The sequence below is a fragment of the Bacillus sp. F9_6S_D1_P_5 genome, from assembly GCF_054823925.1.
In genome coordinates this window covers 1-18,519 of the sequence record NZ_JBTREW010000002.1, presented here as the reverse complement: position 1 = coordinate 18,519, position 18,519 = coordinate 1, and the positions used below count along the sequence as shown (strand labels likewise).

The 18,519-nt window shown below is 36.0% G+C and carries 15 protein-coding genes; 3 read left to right on the top strand and 12 right to left on the bottom strand.

Annotated elements, in window-relative coordinates:
* Positions 1-7 precede the first annotated feature (7 nt).
* The 5 genes from ACUXEY_RS02920 to ACUXEY_RS02900 all read right to left on the bottom strand — a co-directional run bounded on the left by ACUXEY_RS02920 (position 8) and on the right by ACUXEY_RS02900 (position 6,927).
* Positions 8-934: a PD-(D/E)XK motif protein gene (locus ACUXEY_RS02920; RefSeq protein ID WP_277545861.1), complete on the bottom strand. Its 927-nt coding sequence runs from the start codon at positions 932-934 to the stop codon at positions 8-10.
* Positions 924-3,638 carry a Z1 domain-containing protein gene (locus ACUXEY_RS02915; RefSeq protein ID WP_461300051.1) on the bottom strand — a complete coding sequence of 905 codons (2,715 nt, stop codon included), beginning with the start codon at positions 3,636-3,638 and terminating at the stop codon, positions 924-926. Before ACUXEY_RS02915 ends, ACUXEY_RS02920 begins: the two co-directional genes overlap by 11 nt.
* Positions 3,628-5,052, bottom strand: coding sequence for an ATP-binding protein (locus ACUXEY_RS02910; RefSeq protein WP_277545860.1), 1,425 nt, complete (start codon positions 5,050-5,052; stop codon positions 3,628-3,630). Before ACUXEY_RS02910 ends, ACUXEY_RS02915 begins: the two co-directional genes overlap by 11 nt.
* A 188-nt stretch (positions 5,053-5,240) precedes the next feature.
* Positions 5,241-6,293 (bottom strand): DNA (cytosine-5-)-methyltransferase, encoded by a 1,053-nt coding sequence (gene dcm / locus ACUXEY_RS02905; RefSeq protein WP_461300050.1) that lies wholly within the window; start codon positions 6,291-6,293, stop codon positions 5,241-5,243.
* An 82-nt stretch (positions 6,294-6,375) separates the two neighbouring features.
* Positions 6,376-6,927, bottom strand: coding sequence for a tyrosine-type recombinase/integrase (locus tag ACUXEY_RS02900; protein WP_461300049.1), 552 nt, complete (start codon positions 6,925-6,927; stop codon positions 6,376-6,378).
* A 271-nt stretch (positions 6,928-7,198) separates the two neighbouring features.
* On the opposite strand from ACUXEY_RS02900, the gene ACUXEY_RS02895 reads away from it, so the two are divergent.
* Positions 7,199-7,537, top strand: a complete 339-nt coding sequence (locus ACUXEY_RS02895; RefSeq protein WP_000424171.1) for a helix-turn-helix domain-containing protein — start codon at positions 7,199-7,201, stop codon at positions 7,535-7,537.
* 310 nt (positions 7,538-7,847) lie between these two features.
* On the opposite strand, the gene ACUXEY_RS02890 is transcribed toward ACUXEY_RS02895, so the two are convergent.
* From ACUXEY_RS02890 to ACUXEY_RS02880, 3 genes are read right to left on the bottom strand one after another with little or no spacing between them, the layout of a single operon-like run.
* The gene (locus ACUXEY_RS02890; RefSeq protein WP_461300048.1) at positions 7,848-8,816 is read right to left on the bottom strand and encodes a tripartite tricarboxylate transporter substrate binding protein; all 969 of its coding nucleotides are present in this window, start codon (positions 8,814-8,816) and stop codon (positions 7,848-7,850) included.
* Entirely contained in the window at positions 8,813-9,490 is a 678-nt protein-coding gene (locus tag ACUXEY_RS02885; protein WP_461300047.1) for a response regulator, read from the bottom strand. The genes ACUXEY_RS02890 and ACUXEY_RS02885 overlap by 4 nt, the downstream gene beginning before the upstream one ends.
* A 19-nt stretch (positions 9,491-9,509) precedes the next feature.
* Entirely contained in the window at positions 9,510-11,099 is a 1,590-nt protein-coding gene (locus ACUXEY_RS02880; RefSeq protein ID WP_461300046.1) for an ATP-binding protein, read from the bottom strand.
* A 224-nt stretch (positions 11,100-11,323) separates the two neighbouring features.
* Between ACUXEY_RS02880 and ACUXEY_RS02875 the strand changes: the two genes are divergently transcribed.
* Positions 11,324-12,646: an MFS transporter gene (locus ACUXEY_RS02875; protein WP_085309481.1), complete on the top strand. Its 1,323-nt coding sequence runs from the start codon at positions 11,324-11,326 to the stop codon at positions 12,644-12,646.
* Between the two features lie 475 nt (positions 12,647-13,121).
* Here the strand turns inward: ACUXEY_RS02875 and ACUXEY_RS02870 are convergent, their stop codons facing one another.
* From ACUXEY_RS02870 to ACUXEY_RS02860, 3 genes are all read right to left on the bottom strand, one after another.
* The gene (locus ACUXEY_RS02870) at positions 13,122-14,489 is read right to left on the bottom strand and encodes a short-chain fatty acid transporter (RefSeq protein WP_461300045.1); all 1,368 of its coding nucleotides are present in this window, start codon (positions 14,487-14,489) and stop codon (positions 13,122-13,124) included.
* A 322-nt stretch (positions 14,490-14,811) separates the two neighbouring features.
* The gene (locus ACUXEY_RS02865; RefSeq protein ID WP_461300044.1) at positions 14,812-15,789 is read right to left on the bottom strand and encodes an ornithine cyclodeaminase family protein; all 978 of its coding nucleotides are present in this window, start codon (positions 15,787-15,789) and stop codon (positions 14,812-14,814) included.
* 19 nt (positions 15,790-15,808) lie between these two features.
* Entirely contained in the window at positions 15,809-16,813 is a 1,005-nt protein-coding gene (locus ACUXEY_RS02860) for a proline racemase family protein (protein WP_461300043.1), read from the bottom strand.
* 137 nt (positions 16,814-16,950) lie between these two features.
* Here ACUXEY_RS02860 and ACUXEY_RS02855 point away from each other — a divergent pair, with 137 nt between their 5' ends.
* The gene (locus ACUXEY_RS02855; protein ID WP_001999171.1) at positions 16,951-17,193 is read left to right on the top strand and encodes a YflJ family protein; all 243 of its coding nucleotides are present in this window, start codon (positions 16,951-16,953) and stop codon (positions 17,191-17,193) included.
* A 142-nt stretch (positions 17,194-17,335) separates the two neighbouring features.
* Here ACUXEY_RS02855 and ACUXEY_RS02850 read toward each other — a convergent pair whose 3' ends face one another.
* Positions 17,336-18,289, bottom strand: coding sequence for a TRM11 family SAM-dependent methyltransferase (locus ACUXEY_RS02850; protein ID WP_029437630.1), 954 nt, complete (start codon positions 18,287-18,289; stop codon positions 17,336-17,338).
* Positions 18,290-18,519: the final 230 nt, after the last annotated feature.

The window sequence follows — 18,519 nt, the reverse complement described above, 5'->3', positions numbered from 1 at the left end:
TCTCCGTTTATTTCAAAACTTTAGTTATATCCACTTTAAACTGTGAACATCCTGATAACTCAATACTATATTTCATATTTTTTATTAACTTAGAAACATGTTCTAATGATATTTTAGGGAACCCCTCTCTCACTTCATAACAGTTAACTCGCTCTAAATGAAATTTTGATAGGGGCTCTTGTTGCATTTCTAAAATATACCCATACTGCTCAATTTTCTCAATCAACTCATTTATAAGATCTTCTGCCTCAACTTGTTCCACGATAGAGCTAACTAAATCAGCAACTGTTTCACCGCTACTGATCTCATTCAATGAACAAGTAACTAAATATAAAGGCTCTTTTTCTGAGTTTAATTGCTCCTTGGAAGAAATCCAAACTGAATATCCAGATGTAGCTCTAAAAGATTTCACCTCAACAGCAAATTTCTCCAAAAGAAAGTCTTGTTTATCTCCGAGCGCCCCGACCCAACTATGAATAGCAGTCTCATATCCATACTTAGGGATAAGATAGTCTCGTAGTATCACCAACTCACTAAATAAGCCCATCTGCTCTTCTTTAGACATTATCCTTACTCTCTCTTTTTGTAATAGCTTCTGCCACCTCTCAAGTCGTTTCATAATAGTTCTAATGATATTTTCATCATGTTCCTTCAAAATACTTACTAAATCATTACATAAAACTAAAAAGATCTCCCAATCTTTTGTTTCTTTCAATAGTAAAATTAGTTGATTTGGAGCTGAGGTATTATCAATTTTTATTTGAACTCCTTTCAACTTAATTTCCCTAGTTTGTTGCATAAAATCTTTATCACATTGAATTATTAATCCATATTGCCCTAAAGCATCCATAACCCAAAACGCATTATATAAAATCGATTCTTTCACTCTGATTCGACTTAATCTCTCTAGTTGTAACCAAGGATTACTCTTCATAAACAATACCCTCATCATCTTCATCTTTATATGCTTCTAATAATTGTTTCTTATATACACTATTGATTCTGACTTTCAAAGGCTCAGTATCCATAATTGCGAAACTTGGAAAACTAATACTAAAACCAACAGCATTAAATTTATTATTATTCTCATCTTCAACTTCTAAAGCGTGTAAAAAAATTAATGGTTTTACCAATTTTGTACGCATCTTACGTGAATTATATTTTTTAAACTCCTCTGGCATAATAATTCTTTCAGGATTAGATCGTGAAAGTTGTCTATTTGTCACCTCATAGTATCCTGATTTTCTTTTTACTACTCGGAATTGGCGCTGAACTTTTATAGAATCAACTTGAAATTCTCCCTCTCCCTTACCATTAAATAAAACTACATCCCAATCTAATTCACATTCTTCAATATATTTTTTAATAAAATCTATTGGCATCCGCGATTTTAAACCTAATGGATCATTTTTATATAAGCGAAATTGATTTACAAATTTCTGAATTATAGATTTATCCACATTTCTCCATACATGACTATCAGTTTCTAAGTGCTCATATCCCCCATCTTGTAATGCTTGGACAGTTTCCTTCAAAAGAGTTTCATTCAATTCAAGGTCTAGTGCTACATCACTAATCCACCTTGTTTCTTTTATCTCTCCATTTAAATTCATTCGTAGATACATATCCTCTGTATATTTCGATTTATTGCGCGCTGTAACTTGCAGCAAACTATCTGGATGTAATCGTACAGCCAATCCAAAATCTTTTGGTGTTAAATTTTCTTCACGCATTTCATTTAAACGACTAATCAAATCATTTGTGGCATCGATGATAAATCCAAACTTTCTATTCAAATCATCAGTTAAATAAATTCTACAAATATCTTCATAACCAATTCGATACCCAAACCATCTACCCATTTGCATTAATGTGTCATAATAAATAGTGGTTCGTAAGAAATAACTAACACTTAATCCTTCTAATGTAAAACCACGAGATAAACTTAAACCACCAATTACAATAACATTTGATTGTACATCTTTTCGATATACTAAAGGGATTTTAGCCTGTTGATGCACATCTACAATTTGTATCGTATCTATTATATTACATATTTCTGGTAAAATAATATCAAAGTCGAATTCAATATCTTTTAATCTTGTATCAAATGTTTCTTTCATAGACCTCAAATCTTCACAATACTCATAGGGATTAGGTAAATTTCCATAAGCTTCAATTTTTTCTTTTAAATCCTTAAAATAATCCACTACAAGCTCTTTCACCCTAATATGAACACCCGTGAAACGAGAAATATGGATTAACATACTATTATGTTTCCTCTGATTCCGTAAGTTACGAATTGCAATGTTAATAATAAATAAACGAACTGCATCATATAGACTATCTGGTAATTTTTCCAAAACAGAATCATAATCTTTTTTATGTTTTATAACAAACGGAGCTTTATTTGATATATATGGATAGCTTTCATCTAACTCGTTAACCACTTCATTATTAGGAATTACCACCACATGCTTCTCATTTTCTTTACGAAAAATTTTTTCTGCACCAAAATAATTAGACGGTGCGTCTAACGCATATATAAAATCACTAGGAAATAGATCTCTACCTGTTTCATCATTATTAGCAACATGATCAATAAAAATATTTGCATACGGTGTAGCTGTATATGCAACATATGCACTCTTCTTAAATTTTTGTAATAGCATTCTTATTTTCTCATTAATCACTGTTGGATCTTCTTCTTTATTTGTATTAATAGACGCATAATCCGATTCATCGTCGATAACCAACATCGCTTTATCTATTTGGTTTTTATAGTGTATATCTAACCACTCTAAAAGATGTGACAAAGTCTTTGTATGTTTTTTTATTACTACTAAAATAGGTAACTGCATATTATCAAAATTGGTTGTTCTTCTGGCCCTCGCTGTTTCAATTTTAAAATCACTTTCTGTGTTCGTTAAACTATCTGGCATTTTTTCTTTCTTGAACCCTGACAACTTGCCAACACCCTTATAGTTTGTCCCCACAAACACTTCATCTAATCTAGATTGCGTTTGATTTCGCAAATTATTTTGTCCACCTGCAATGACTACAATAAAACGATAACCCGCATCAGCCGCCTTACAGATTAATGCTGCATAGTTAGATGTTTTCCCTGACTGGACATGACCAACAACCATACCATATCTTGAAAAAGCCTCCAATTCAGGGTCTGCTATATTATTCATAATTGCATCAGTATCTTCATCTATAGTTTCAAGTACCTTAGGTGGTACCTCTCCCTTCATATACCTTCGATAATTATTTATATAGTAGCTGTCAACTTGTTGCTTTTTTTTACCTGTCCACCAAGATAAATCTCTTGTTTTTTGCTCTTCTCCTGTAACAAGAACCCCTGTTTCAATTCGGACATTAAACGATTGTTCTAATTCATTTTGAATATATTTCCATTCTAATTCAGTCAGAATACGTATATCTTTAGGATCTTCCACTCCTAATACAGTCTTCAAAAATTGTGGTGGCGTCTCTTCAATTATTTTTTTCCATTCTTGTATAATATTCGGAATGGTCGACTCTTGTAAGAGTTCTTGCTCTTCAAGATTCCTCTTAACCCTTTCTTTAACATGTTCATACATTCTACTCTGATTAAATTCAGTATTAGTTTTCATTTTCAAAATAGCCTCCCCTATTTTTATATACTTCTGTTTTTAATAACTGATTAATAAACTCTTCACTAATGCCTTTTTCCTGCCAACTCTCTACAAGCACTCTTATTTCATTCTCATCTATTAAAGTTTCTTGCTTTACCTTCAATGGATTCATATTTAGTTGAGCAACGATAGCATCTAACGGTAAATAACTTTCTATCCCCATTAAAATGACATTTAATAGACGCTTTTGATCATCGTCTAATTTATGTATTAAATCTAAAAGTATTGGGTGTTCTCTATTAATAACAAAGTGAACCCCCTTATTATCCGCAACTAACTCCCAAAATCTTGTTGTTATTTTATCTTCAATTTTTTTCCCTCTTCCAGTAAAAGGTTTGGATCCCTTAACAGTTACTTGCCGAACTATACGTTTAAGATCTCTCTTAATTTCATCTACTGGATTCGCGGAAGATTTCTTAATATCAATACCCCATGCAAAGTCTTGATTATTCGGAATATCAATTTTAATCCTTACAAGTTTATGGGCATCATTTGTTTTATGCATTCCCCACCATGTTCCATGAATAAGTAAGCGATAAGCACGGTATAAATAAAAACCTTGAGCTTTAGTATAGCCTTCTTTGGTAGCATATTTATCAAATTCTTGTTGGGATAACTTAGAATGGTGCGGCAAAATATATGGTTGCACTACGATATCTGAATTAAGATATTTTATTTTTTCAGGTAACAATTGTTGCGTTGCTATATGATTGGGATTAAACGGATTCAATGGCTTCAGTTTCTGACCGTTAACAGAAATTTCGATTGCTCTTTCTCCGGGAACCTTACCTTCCAAAAAACAGTGAAAAACTAAAGATAAATGACTTCTTAATAAATCTAGTTTATTCGGTATTTCAGAGTTTGAAAAGGTATCTATCCTTCGCCAGACTACCAATGTTCCATTTTTCAATTTCATAAACTCTTCAAACAAAGGCACATCTCTATATTCATTTATATCCGGTGTTATTAATAGCCACTCATCTTTCCAAGAGATATATTCCAAATCCCATTTTTTAAGAGAAACTACCCCATTTTTTTTTGATAGAACCGTTAAATCAGTGCATTGAGAAAAAGATGCTGTTTTTAATCCCAATCCAAATCTCCCTAAATCATTTCCTTCTCTAGGACAATCAGGGTCTTTGGTTGATAAACGCATTGCATCAATAAGTTCAATATTAGACATACCAAGACCATCATCTAATAATGTAAATACTGTATTTGGATTTGGAATACATGAGATTTGTATATTTTTAGCTTTTGCTGTGATACTATTATCTAAAATATCTGCAACAGCTACTTCAAATGTATATCCTACATCTCTCAAGGACTTAATAAAATTTGATACTTTAGGTTGTACTATTTCAGTCTTCAACTTACCACCAACTCTTCCATATTTAAACTATATCCTACCCTATATATTAATCACTCCTAATAACTCTTTCAATCTCATTCTCTAATCTATATACCATTCATTTCATCATCAATAAATAAAAAACTCTCCCTCATTTGGAAAAGAGGGAGAGTTTTTTATTTATATTCAGTACCTATATATTCAAATTTTTATACAAAAGTTAATTGTCCATTGTTTCCTTCTTGGACTATAACATCATTAGTTAATTCATTTCCTCTTAATACCTTTATTATGTTATCTGCAATACGACGAATCACAGGAACAGTAACCGAATTACCAGCTTGTTTATACAAATGACTATTCGCCATTCCTTCTGGCAAAGTTAATTCTTTTGGAAACCCTTGAAGTAATAAGCATTCTTTAGGTGTTAATTTTCTAATATTATTTTCATTATCTAAAATCAGAGGAACATTGTGTCCACCTGTTCCCATATTAGCTGTTAGTGTTGGACAAACATTATTTTTATTTTCTCTTACATATACTCTACGCCATTGATAAACTGTGTCATGGCTAGTCATTCCCTCTTGAAGTTCGTTATAAAAACTAACCTTTTCTGGGAGGTAATAAAATGCTTTATATTTTTCATCGTTAATACTACTATTTCGATTAATAACTGTATTAAGTGTATTAGTTAATGGAATTGGCGCTGGAAAATCAAATTTCGCTGTCAATTCATTTTCTAAAAAACCTACAATGTAAATTCTCTCTCTATTTTGCGGAACATTTCCATATTCCATCGAATTTAAAACCTTAGCCTTTATTGTATATCCTTGTTCCTCTAGACACTCTTTAATAACCTTAAAAGTATTTCCTTTGTCGTGACCTTTTAAATTTTTAACATTTTCGAGCATAATTGCTTTTGGTTTAGTACCATACATTTTTTCTTGCGCATCAATTACGTCAAGAATTTGAAAAAACATATTTCCTCTTTCATCTTCAAACCCTTTTCGATAACCTGCAATACTGAATGCTTGACATGGAAATCCACCAATTAATATGTCTAACTGTGGAATCGTAGTTTTATCTACCTCTGTAACATCAGCCTCTTGTAAATATTCACCTTTCCAAAAATGTCTGTATGTGATGGAAGCATTATGATCCACTTCATTAGCCCAAACAATTTCAGCACCGGCTTGTTGAAATCCCAAGCATGTACCACCAATTCCGGCAAACATACTCCCTAATTTATACTTCACAGTCATTAAAGTTCTCTCCTTCTAACCCAAAAAATCCTCTTTTAAATTTATTATATCACCCTAATAATCGAGAAATCTTCAGTCATTATTAGGAAATAATTCTTTTCAATTTAGCTGTATTAGATTGTTCTTCCTCAAAAATACCTATATACTTTCTAGTTACGTTCTTGCAAGAATGATTAAAAAATTCCATTAATGTACTAATATCTTTAGTTTTTCTATAATAATGATAACCAAATGTTTTTCTCAATGTGTGAGTTCCTATTCTATCCATACCTATTTTTTGTGCTGCCTTATTTAAAGCACGGTATGCTTGTACTCTTGAAATATGTTCATTACCATTTCTACTTGGAAAAAGCCATTCATCATCCTGTTTGTTTTGTATATACTCTAAAATAATCGATATTAAAACGTCATCTAATACTACCTTTTTTACCTTTTCACTCTTATCCCCTATTAAAAGTAAATATTGCTTTCCTTTAACATCTTTTACTTTCAGTGGCAATATATCACTAATTCTTAATCCTGTATGAATACCAAAAACGAACATAAAATAATCTCGATATGAACAATAGCACATCAATGATTTTTCCATCTTTTGAATATCTTCTATACGTTTTATAGGATGAACAAATTGCATACCTTACCCTACCTATTCTCGATATGTTACATTTAAATTAACATATCGAGAATAGGTAGGTCAACAAAAGAGGACACATTACCATATATTCAATATTAGATGTAAAAAATATTCTTTTTTCCACTTCTAATAATGCTTTTTCAAATAATATATCTCTCTGTGAAATCCTTACCACACAAAACATATAAATGGTATAATAATAAAACAATTCACTTATCAGTTATTAGTATCATTATTGTATTACTTAGTTTAACTCTAGAAGGTGGTATTTATGGAACTAACTACAAAATTAGGAGAACGTATTCGTTTTTTAAGAAAAGAAAAAAACTTAAGCCAGGAACGACTAGGCGAATTATCAGGCATACACACAAATCACATCGGGGCTATTGAGCGAGGCGAAAAAAACGTAACTTTAGAAAGCTTGGCGAAAGTTACCAAGGGATTAGATATTACCTTGGAGGAACTATTCCGATATCTTCAACCTATGGATAAACTAGACGATCTAAACACAATCATGGACTTATTATTGTCTCGGACTTCTGAAGACCATGCGTTAGTACTGCACTTAATAAGGAACGTATTTGATTGGGAAGCACAAAAGCACAACTAAATCTACTTCAACCTAGTTAGTATCTACCATATTCAAGAGATACATGCTCCTCGTATAGACTACACTCTTTTTCGAAACATTTCATCTATGTAAAACCAAAAATTCTTCTATACATAATGAAACGGCCTTAACAACATATTTTTCCTTTGATAACCGAAAGGCTTGTTTTATATCATAGAACAATCAATACTTAATATAATTATAAATAATTATATTACAGAAACCTTTTAAACCCTCAGTTAGCCGGCACTATAATCTGTGCTTTTAAAAGGTTCTATATCTTCTTTGACTCGAACTAATAGGGAGACAATTAAATATTAAAATTAATCATCTCCCCATACTCCCTAACACTCTCCTCCAAAAACCCCCTACTCTCCCCACTATCCTTATAATAAGAATTCCAACCCCGCTCCCTCAAAATCCCCTTCCAACTATCACTCTCCACCATCTTCTTAATAACACTATCCCAATAAGCAACCTCTTCCTCCGTCATATCTTTTGGGCCCATAATTCCTTTCCAGTGCTGGAAGATGACGTTGATGCCTTGTTCTTTCCATGTTGGGATTTCTGGTAGTCGGTCTAGGCGTTTTGGTGCGGATACGGCTAGTATTTTTATTTTGCCGGCTTTGTATTGTTTTTCGGCTTCGGATAGTGTCATGGTTGCGGCGCTGATTTGTTTGTTCGTTAGGGCGTTTATGATTTTTTCTTTGTTTTCGTAGACGAAGAATTGTAGTTCGGCAGGGTTTATGCCGAATGCTTTGCTTACTTGTACGAATGATAGGTGATCGTCGTTTCCTAGGCCTGGGGCAACGCCGATTTTGAAGTTTTTCTTGTTTTGTTTTAGTTGTTCCATAAGTTGTTTTGCGTTTTCTATGTTTGAATCTTTTGATACGACAACGACTTCCCAGTCCGATGCGAGTGTTGCGAGCGGTGTGAAGTCTTTATATGTTAGTTTACTGTGGCCTAGTAGGTTGTTCGTTATGAGTAAGCTTGAGTTAATCGCCAGTACGTGACCGCCTTTTTGTTTCGTATATTTCCATCCGACGTCACCGCTGCCGCCTACTTTGTTTGTGACAGTGATTGGTTTTGTGAAGATTTTTTCTTCCGTCAGCGTTTTTTGCATCGCTCGCGCTGTTAAGTCCCATCCTGCTCCTTGAACGTTTGGCGCAACGATTTCTACTTTGTCGATGTTCACTTTATTCTTGTGCGCTTTTTCTACGGAACAACCAGCTATTACTCCTATCATGATCCATATACATAGTAATAATCGCTTTTTCATAGTCCTCGTCCTATGCGATATTTTCGTTCTGGTCGTCCGATAATGCCGTATGTGTACTCTACTGTGCATTCGTTTGTCGCTACTAAATATTCTAAATATCTTCTTGCGGTTGTTCTGGAGGCTCCCATTTGTTCTCCCATTTCTTCTATTGTAATGCCCTCTTCGAATCCTTTTATAATCCCCTTCACTTTTTGCAGTGTTAACGGATCAACACCTGTCGGTAAGTTTTTTATGTCTTGTGTTTGCGAAATGCCGAAGAAGTTATCGATAAGTGCTTGATTCACTTCATTGTTACTGTGTAATAATTGCTTCTTTCTTTTATAGTCTTCAATTGTGCGAACAAATTTTTCTAACGTGACCGGTTTTATAAGGTAGTTACTTACGCCGTTTCGAATTGCTTTTTCTAACATATGATTTTCATTCGCCGCTGTAACCATAATGACGTCAACGTCTGGAAAGTCAGCATGGACTTTCGGTAATAAGTCTGTTCCGATTCCGTCTGGTAAGTAATTATCTAATAGAAGTAAATCGATTTCTTCCTTTTGTAATAGTTCCATCGTTTCTTTCGCGTTCAATGCTTTTCCAATCACTTTTACGTCCTTTATTTTTAATAAAAACTCTTCCTGAATTTGCGCGACGCGAAAATCATCTTCTGCAATTGCAACCTTCAACATATGCCCATCCCCCTGTTTGTCATGTACTTTCTCTCAATGTTTTCGGAAGGTAAATTGTAAAAATAGCTCCCCCATTTTTCTCGTTTTGAATCTCAATTGTTCCCCCTAGTAGATCTACCATCTCTTTCACGTTTGCTAGTCCGTAGCCACGATTGTTTCCTTTCGTTGAAAACCCTTTTTGAAAAATGGTACTTATTTTTTCTGCTGGTACTCCCGCTCCACTATCTATCACTTCAAACACAATGTCGTGCCCAATATCCGTAACAAAGAAGGAAACATTCTTCTCCTCTCGTTCACTCACCGCATCAAACGCATTGTCTATTATGTTTCCAAGGATCGTAATAAGGTGCGAAACTTTTATATGGCTTGGTAACGGATAAAGCGCACTATCTCCTTCAATATGAAAATCGATTTTCTTCTCAGATGCTGTTCCGATTTTCCCTAATAAAATAGCTTGTACTTTCGCATCATGAATTTGATGGAATAAAATATGGTTTTGGCTTTGATGAATGTTAGATTCTTGTTGGATAAATTCAATCGCTTCTTTGTAATGTCCTAACTGAAGTAATCCTGATAAGACAAAAAGCTTATTTGTGAATTCATGTGTTTGAGCACGTAAGTCCTCAGAATACTTTCTTACCTCAGATATTGTATTCACTAAGTTTTGCAGTTCCGTTTTATCTCTAAAACTACATACAACGCCTACCGTACTGTTATTTTCGAGTATTGGTGTCATGTTTAAAATAAACACTTTATCTTGAAACGCGATTTCTTGATCGTTTTCTAGCACTCTTTCCATATTAAATTCTGGTAAAACCTTTGAAATGTGCTGCTGCATATAATCATCATTTACATGTAGCATTTCTTCTGCCGACGTGTTCATCATCGTAATAAAACCGTTTTGATCGATAGCGATAATTCCTTCTTTTATAGATAGTAGTATCGCGCTTCGTTCCCGGTATAACGCCGCAATTTCATTCGGCTCTAAACCGAGTGTGTCTTTACGAATGCTACGTGCTAAAAGAATACCACCAACAATTCCAGCTAATAATACAGCTAAAGAAAAGAGTATAATTTCTTTCGTTCTGCTCAATATGTTAGATTCAATACCTTTTATTAAAAACTCTACTGTCACAACACCTACGACTTGATCATAGTCTCCGTTATGAACAATAATGGGCGCCTTCGCCATTAAAGCAGGACCACTTTCACCATTTCCTTCAAGCGTATAATAGCCACCAAAAGTAAGTGCTTCATAGTTATATGGATTGTTACTCTTTGTACCAATTAACTCCGAATTAGAATGGGAATACATAACCCCAAAGCGATCTTCTATAATGACATAATCTGCACCCGCTTGCTCACGAACTTGTTCCGCAATGGATTGGATGATATTTTTATGCTCGTTATTTTGAAAAGCATCTTTTATAGCTGGCATAAAAGAAAGCGACTTCGCTGTTTGCAGTGCTAACTGCTCCACTTGGCGCTTCGTATCAACGGACTGAATGTACACAAATATTCCCGCTAATAGGAGAACGACAAATAAAATTAACGCGATAATTAAGCTTACTATTTTCGTTTGTAATGAAACTTTGCGTAATTTCTTCATGCTTCATATCCTTTGATAAAATATTCAAAACTATCAATCTCCTTTTTCTATTATTATGACAAAACGAATAAGGAAGCAACTATTAAAACTCTCCATGTACATAAAGTACAAAAAGAATAAAATTGTCATAATATTGAGATTTTATTCTATAGACAGTACAATTCAACTACAATGAACACGCTTTCATATATACCTTTTATTACTAAGCAAGAGGAGGAATGATTATGGCTCAAGCAAAATCTAATCGAGTCGCCGGCAATATTTTCAAAGGTTCTGTCGGCAATTTAATTGAATGGTACGATTGGTACGTTTACTCTGCTTTCGCTGTTTACTTCTCAGCGGAGTTCTTTCCTAAAGGAGATCCAACGAGTCAGTTACTGAACACTGCGGCTATTTTCGCAGTTGGGTTTTTAATGCGCCCTATCGGAAGTTTATTAATGGGACGCTATGCAGATCGGCATGGACGCCGGGCAGCATTAACGCTTTCGATTACAGTTATGGCCGGTGGTTCTTTAATTATCGCCTGTACACCTAGTTACGAAAGCATCGGTATTATGGCGCCAATTATTTTAGTTCTTGCCCGTTTACTACAAGGATTATCACTTGGCGGAGAGTACGGAACTTCCGCGACGTATTTATCTGAAATGGCTAGTAGTGGTCGCCGCGGTTTTTATTCAAGCTTCCAATATGTAACGCTCGTTGCTGGACAAATGGTTGCATTAGGCGTTCAAATTGTTCTTCAGCAATTGCTAAGCGAACCAGATATGAAAGCTTGGGGCTGGCGCATTCCATTCATTATTGGAGCGATGGGCGCAGTAGCTGTATTATGGCTTCGCCGCACGATGGATGAATCAGAGCAGTTTGCAAACATAAAATCGCAAAAACGCGAGAGCGCAGGAACCGTTCGTGCCCTTATGAAACACCCGAAAGCAGTATTAACAGTAGTCGGCCTAACATTAGGAGGCACTGTCGCATTCTATACGTACACAACATATTTACAGAAATTCATGGTAAACACAGTCGGTCTTCCGAAAGAAGTTGTAAGTTGGATTAACTTTGTCGCACTACTTATTTTCGTCGTACTTCAGCCAATTGCGGGGCTACTATCCGATAAAATCGGACGCCGCCCACTATTAATGGCATTCGGTATTCTCGGAACGTTACTAACAGCACCGATCTTCTTCTTTATGGAAAAAACGACAGAACCAATGGTAGCATTTTTACTCATGATGGTCGGTCTCATTATCGTTACTGGCTATACTTCCATTAACGCAATTGTAAAAGCAGAACTCTTCCCAACTGAAATTCGTGCACTCGGCGTAGGTTTACCATATGCACTAACCGTTGCGATATTTGGCGGAACAGCTGAGTTCATCGCATTATGGCTAAAGAGTATCGGAATGGAATCACTATTCTACTTCTACGTTGCTGGATGTATCGCAATCAGCTTTATTACGTATTGGCGGATGGATGAGTCATCGAAGACTTCGCAGATTGAGGCGGAGCTTGGTGGTGGGGATACATTAGTTAATAATAAGTCTAGCTAAACTTATAAAAGGCTATGTATTCTATGATTTTCATTCATCTAAAAGAGTGCCAAGATGATATATGTGAGTTTAATTTTTGGGGATTTCTATGATTAAGCTAGAGGTGGGCATGGGGGAGCATCAATATTTTGTGGATTTACAACATTAAGGATCTATCAATAAGATTTACTCTTATTGATAGATCCTTAACTAATTTCACTTCAAATAAGGCTTGCGGGTATCTCTTATGCCTTCTCACAAGATGGTTCTATTGCAAAGTTGCTTAACAGATAGAAAATGAGATGTTTACAGATGAATGTTATGCAACTTCAAGTAACTTTTGTAATTGCCGTTCCTACTTGGAATAACATAGATATCTGGAAAGTTGCTACTGAAATCTAAGATGTTCATAAATACTTCTTCTATACTTCTAAATCCATTTCACCTTCATTTTAATGGTATTACTTAATAGTAGTGATTGGTATTCCTATGAAAACTAATATAAAAATAGCATCAATATACTTGTAACAATCCCGACCCAAATGCAGAGAATGAAACAATAACCCATGATATCTTTAATTTTCAATCCTAGTACTCCTAAAAGAGGTAGTGCCCAGAACGGCTGAATCAAATTTGTCCATGCGTCCCCCCAGCCTACCGCCATAGCAATAGTAGCCGGATCTACACCTAACTTTAATCCTACTGGGACCTGCAGTGGCCCTTGCAAAGCCCATTGCCCCCCGCCAGATGGTGCCAATAAGTTCACCAAACCCGCTGACCAATATGTAAATATATCAAATGTATCCTTTGACGCAATGGATGCCATCCATTCAATGATTGAGCTTCCCAACCCTGAACTACCTAAAACAGCGATAATCCCCGCATAAAATGGAAACTGTAGGATAATTGGAGATATGGATTGCGCAGCTTCTTTGAATCCTTGTGCAAAGTTACCAAGAGAACCATGCAGGAGCAAACCAAGTGACAAGAAAAATAAATTAATGATATTTAAATCTAAACTATGACCGTTTATGAATTCATAAACACAATACAACGTGCCGATTATGCCTAATACTATTCCTAAAACTGGTGTCCATTCCAGTTTTTCCGCAGGAGTTAAATTTTTTTGAGGAGATTTTACAAAAGAATTTGTATCTATTTCGAGTGCTTTATACCTGATAATCCCGCTTTTTGGAGCCATGAGTACAATAATAATTGGCATCGTGATGAATAGAGCGAAAAAAATAATTAGAGTAGAATAACTAAAGATTGTTTGTGAGGTAGGAATAATTCCAATCATATCTACAAGAAAATGATCCTTTGTGGCAATTGTCAGGCCAATAGAACTAGAGAGACCTGCGCTATATAAGGCTGTCGGAGCATAAGCAGCTGCTACAAGCAATGGAAAATGTGCATTCGGATTTTTTTTCGCTACTTCCTTCGCAATGATTGCTCCCACAACTACAGCTAGTCCCCAATTGATATAGTATGCAATTGCACTAATTAAAAATGTCATCGTATAAGCCTTTTGAGGTGTATTGGCTAACTTTGCAACGGACTGCAAACCTCTATTGATAAACGGGACAGAAGCTAGTGTCATTCCTGTAACCATTAGCAATACCATTTGCATCGTAAACGTTAAATAAGTCCAAAATCCATCCCCCCAAGATTTTACGATTTTGTACGGATTTGAGGGATTCATCAACAAAGCTATAATGAAAGTAAATAAAGTGAGCAGCACAGCAATAACAAAGGCATCCGGGACATATTTCTGAGACCATCTCGAAAATACATTTGCACACCGTGTAAGTAATGATTCTTTCTTTCCTGGATCTGTATTTGTCTCCAACAAGGAATGTTTCATAAATATTCTCCTTCCTAAATTTTAATAAGGGAAATATAAATATCATTCCACAAAAGAAAACAAAACCCTTTTGCACTTATAAATTCTTCTCCTACTAGATTTTATGAAGTTTTTTATCCCTATCTACCATTTCAAACTCATACTTCGCTTCTATTTTTATACTAGAAAAATTTAATCTTTATACATTCCCCATGCATTCCTCATGTACTCCTGTCCTCTATATCTTATGTTAATGATTACTTGTCGCTATTCTTCCAAACAAAATCCATTAACACAGATGAGACCTACACTAAACAAAAAAAGACCACCAAAAGGCAGTCCCTCAAAACTCAATCCTATTCCCCACCCCTCGCTCCACCGCTTTCTCATACAAATACTTCGCAACAATAATATCCACTACTGCCAAACCAACCGATTTAAAAATAGTAATCTCTTCATCATTTTCACGGCCAGCTCTTTCACCGCTTATAATTTGACCAAGTTCTGCATGGATGTCGTTTGCTTCAAATAAACCTTCTCGCACTGGAACTTGGAGGTCACCTGTTTCTTCTAGTGCTGCTTCTTTTGATTCGACTACTACTTTGTTTGCATTAGCAATGGTGTGGGATGGTAGTTCTTGCATGTTCGGTCTGAATGAGCCGACGGCGTTTACGTGGACGCCTTTTTGTAGTTTTTCTGAGAAGACTGGTGTGGATGCGTTCGTAGTTGTGACGATGATGTCTGCTTCGCTTATTGCTTCATTTGCATTGGAATAGACATAAGCAGGTTTATTGAATTTCTCTTGTATATATTGCGCAAATGCATACGCCTTTTCTTCTGTTCGATTGTATAAAATGACTTTTTCGATATCTCTAACCGCAAATACTGCTTCCGCAATTCCCTTCGCTTGTTCCCCTGTCCCGATGATGCATAAAGTTTTTGCGTTATGACGAGCTAAATATTTTGTCGCTACTCCTGATAGAGCCCCTGTTCGAATCATCGTTAAGTAGGATCCCTCTAAAAGTGCGAGTGGTTCTCCCGTTTGAAAGTCTGATAGCATCACAATCCCGTTTATCGTTTTCTTTCCTACCTTTTTGTTCTCAGGGACTACTGTTACTACTTTTAAACCAAGCGCCTCGAGTCCTTCCGCTACTGAAGGCATAATTAATGCCGTATTTTTCTCGTTCGCAAATGGTAATGAACCTCGTATCGGCGTAATCGTTCTTTCTGCGGAAAATTCTTTTAAAGCGAGCGCCGCGTATTCAATGACTTCGTTCATATTTACTAAGTTTCGTTGTTCGTTCGCGCTTATGACTAGCATATCTTTCCACCTCCTCTTCTTATCCTAACAAAAATCCCCGATTCAAATCATCTCTCGGGTCTATAACGAACTGATGAAATCCTGTAATAAATGCATGCCCCGTTATTTTTGGAACGACAGCTTCATATGTATGTACTGCGGTTACCGACAATACTTCCCCTTCGAATTTCCCATCCGTAATGCATTCGTGGACGAAAATTTCTCCCTTTTGTAAGGCATCTTTTTCAAAAAGAGTTGCGATTCTTGCGGAAGTTCCTGTGCCGCAAGGAGAACGATCTACTTGCCCATCAGCAAAGATCGTTACATTTCGTAAAGTTGCGCCTTCTCCTTTCGGTTCATCTGAGAAGATAACGCCGTATATTCCTTTTAATCCTTCTTCAAGTGGATGCTTCACCTCCATCTTGCTCTCAATGTAGCGCTTAATTTTACCGCCCCACGTTTGAATAGCAGATAAATCTTTGAAATCGACTTTCAAACCAAATTCTTTACAGTCTACTACCGCATAAAAAGCTCCGCCAAACGCGATATCTACTTGAAATTCATAGTCATCTATTTTAATAGGAACGTCTTTTTTGTATACAAAAGAAGGAACGTTTTCAAATGATACGGACTCTACTTCGCTACCGTTATATGTTGCGTACGCAATGACTTCCCCAGCAGGGCTATCAATAATGAACTTTTGTTTCTCACCTGTCACTTCAAACATACCTGTTTCAATTCCGACTGTAATAACAGCAATAATGCCGTGACCACACATCGTACTCCAGCCTTCATTGTGCATAAATAATACGCCAAAATCAGCGTGATCACTCGCAGGCGGGGTAATGATACAACCGTACATACCGTGATGTCCTCTCGGTTCATACATAAGAACCTCGCGAAGATGGTCCAAATGTTCCATGCAATATGCGCGTCTTTCTAGCTGCGTTTCTCCTTTTATTTCTGGCACGCCGCCTGTAATAATTCGAAGCGGTTCCCCAGCTACGTGAGCATCAATTGTCGTGTACACTTTACTAACCTTCATTTCTATCTCTCCCCTATATGTTGATACTCTTTTTATTGCAAATATCATGCCAACGCATAGGGTATAAATTTGTATACATTGTGTAAAAAAGCATACAGTACTGTCTATTTTTTTATACACGGTCCGGAAATTATTTTATGGAACACCTTGATACAGCCAGGCTTATTATTTTCAATGGAAAGTTACTTCCACCCCCAACATATACTGTTCAAAAGCAAAAAGGAAGTGATCCAATGTACTACGGAACAAAAGGCTGGTACGTAGCCGAACTAAAAAAATTAGGCGTGCGCTATCATGAAGGGCGAAAACTAGAAAGTTACCGCGGGCATATCTTACGTAATTTACTACTTGCACAACAAGAAAAATTAAAAGAACAGTAATATACTAATATAGCGATATCGACGATTCGACATGGAATATCAACTTACCGACAAATTTTGCTAATTCATCTATCTACACCACCAACCAATCACACATCAATACAAATCAAAAAAGGTCACCCAAACGGGTGACCTTCTTTTCTTATTCACAAACGAGAATTTGTCTAGTAAATGATCCTTTTCTTGTAACACAGCGATCTGTAATTTCGAATCCTGCTTCATGGATCATGTCGTCCATTGTTTCCATCGTGACAACGACTACTTTTTTAGCGATGCGGCGCGCACTTGAAAGAATGGAGAGTTGGTCTTCTGGTGTGGCGTGCGTAAATAAGTCGTACGGCATATCGATAATGGCAACGTCGTAGTTCTCAGTAATTTCCTCGATCGGACCTTTTGTTACTGTCCCTTCAAACCCGAAATGTGCGATGTTTTTTCTCGTTCCAAGCACTACAAGTGGATTTATATCTCTACCGACGATGTTAATTCCCATAGAAAGTGCTTCTACTACTACTGTTCCAATACCACAGCATGGGTCAATTGCTCGTACACCATCTGGATTTGGTACAGCGATATTTGCAACTGATCTCGCAACACGCGTGCTAAGAGATGTCGAATAACTATGCGGTTTTTTTATGTGATGATACCAAACTGGCTCACTTTCTACATAGTGTCCGAAGTACCAGCGTCCTCCAAGAGGAACAATTCCAAATACACGCTCTGGATTACGAACATCCGCCTCTCCTTCAATATGCATACCGAGGTCGCGTTCAATGAGACGTCTTTCTCCATATTCAATTTTATTCTCTCCAACGAGGTCATTGATTTTAACGAAGATTACTTTAAATGACGCCCCCGCCAAATCAATTTGTTCTACTTGTTTTAAAATGCTTTCTAAGTCGTCTCCCTCGTACATAACTTCAACGCGCTCTTTTATAAACGCACTTCTACTCGGGTCAATTTTGACATCACTTTTCAAAATATTAACGTGAGACTCCGTTCCAAAGAACGAGCGCATTTCCAAGTAACATAAAGCACGCTCCTCCTCGCGAAATGCATACGTATATATACATGCAGGTGTTTTACTATGATTATTCAATCTATGATCATCCTCTATATCGTTATAATTACAATTGCTACAATACTTTTTCGTATAAAATTAAATGATATCACATGCCGGAAATAAAGAGAAACGTTAATAAATAAAAGAGACTGCCATTGGCAATCTCTTTTTCAGGCTGTGGAGAAAGTCTTCTCCACAGCCTATTTTTGTGTCTGAACCTCTTTTTATGTGTCAACACTGATAAAAAAGAGGAAAAGGAGAGATTT

Coding starts and splice junctions, on each gene's coding strand:
- ACUXEY_RS02920 (WP_277545861.1), bottom strand. CDS start 934: ATGAAGAGTAATCCTTGGTTACAACTAGAGAGATTAAGTCGAATCAGA.
- ACUXEY_RS02915 (WP_461300051.1), bottom strand. CDS start 3,638: ATGAAAACTAATACTGAATTTAATCAGAGTAGAATGTATGAACATGTT.
- dcm (WP_461300050.1), bottom strand. CDS start 6,293: ATGACTGTGAAGTATAAATTAGGGAGTATGTTTGCCGGAATTGGTGGT.
- ACUXEY_RS02900 (WP_461300049.1), bottom strand. CDS start 6,927: ATGCAATTTGTTCATCCTATAAAACGTATAGAAGATATTCAAAAGATG.
- ACUXEY_RS02895 (WP_000424171.1), top strand. CDS start 7,199: ATGGAACTAACTACAAAATTAGGAGAACGTATTCGTTTTTTAAGAAAA.
- ACUXEY_RS02890 (WP_461300048.1), bottom strand. CDS start 8,816: ATGAAAAAGCGATTATTACTATGTATATGGATCATGATAGGAGTAATA.
- ACUXEY_RS02885 (WP_461300047.1), bottom strand. CDS start 9,490: ATGTTGAAGGTTGCAATTGCAGAAGATGATTTTCGCGTCGCGCAAATT.
- ACUXEY_RS02880 (WP_461300046.1), bottom strand. CDS start 11,099: ATGAAGAAATTACGCAAAGTTTCATTACAAACGAAAATAGTAAGCTTA.
- ACUXEY_RS02875 (WP_085309481.1), top strand. CDS start 11,324: ATGGCTCAAGCAAAATCTAATCGAGTCGCCGGCAATATTTTCAAAGGT.
- ACUXEY_RS02870 (WP_461300045.1), bottom strand. CDS start 14,489: ATGAAACATTCCTTGTTGGAGACAAATACAGATCCAGGAAAGAAAGAA.
- ACUXEY_RS02865 (WP_461300044.1), bottom strand. CDS start 15,789: ATGCTAGTCATAAGCGCGAACGAACAACGAAACTTAGTAAATATGAAC.
- ACUXEY_RS02860 (WP_461300043.1), bottom strand. CDS start 16,813: ATGAAGGTTAGTAAAGTGTACACGACAATTGATGCTCACGTAGCTGGG.
- ACUXEY_RS02855 (WP_001999171.1), top strand. CDS start 16,951: ATGGAACACCTTGATACAGCCAGGCTTATTATTTTCAATGGAAAGTTA.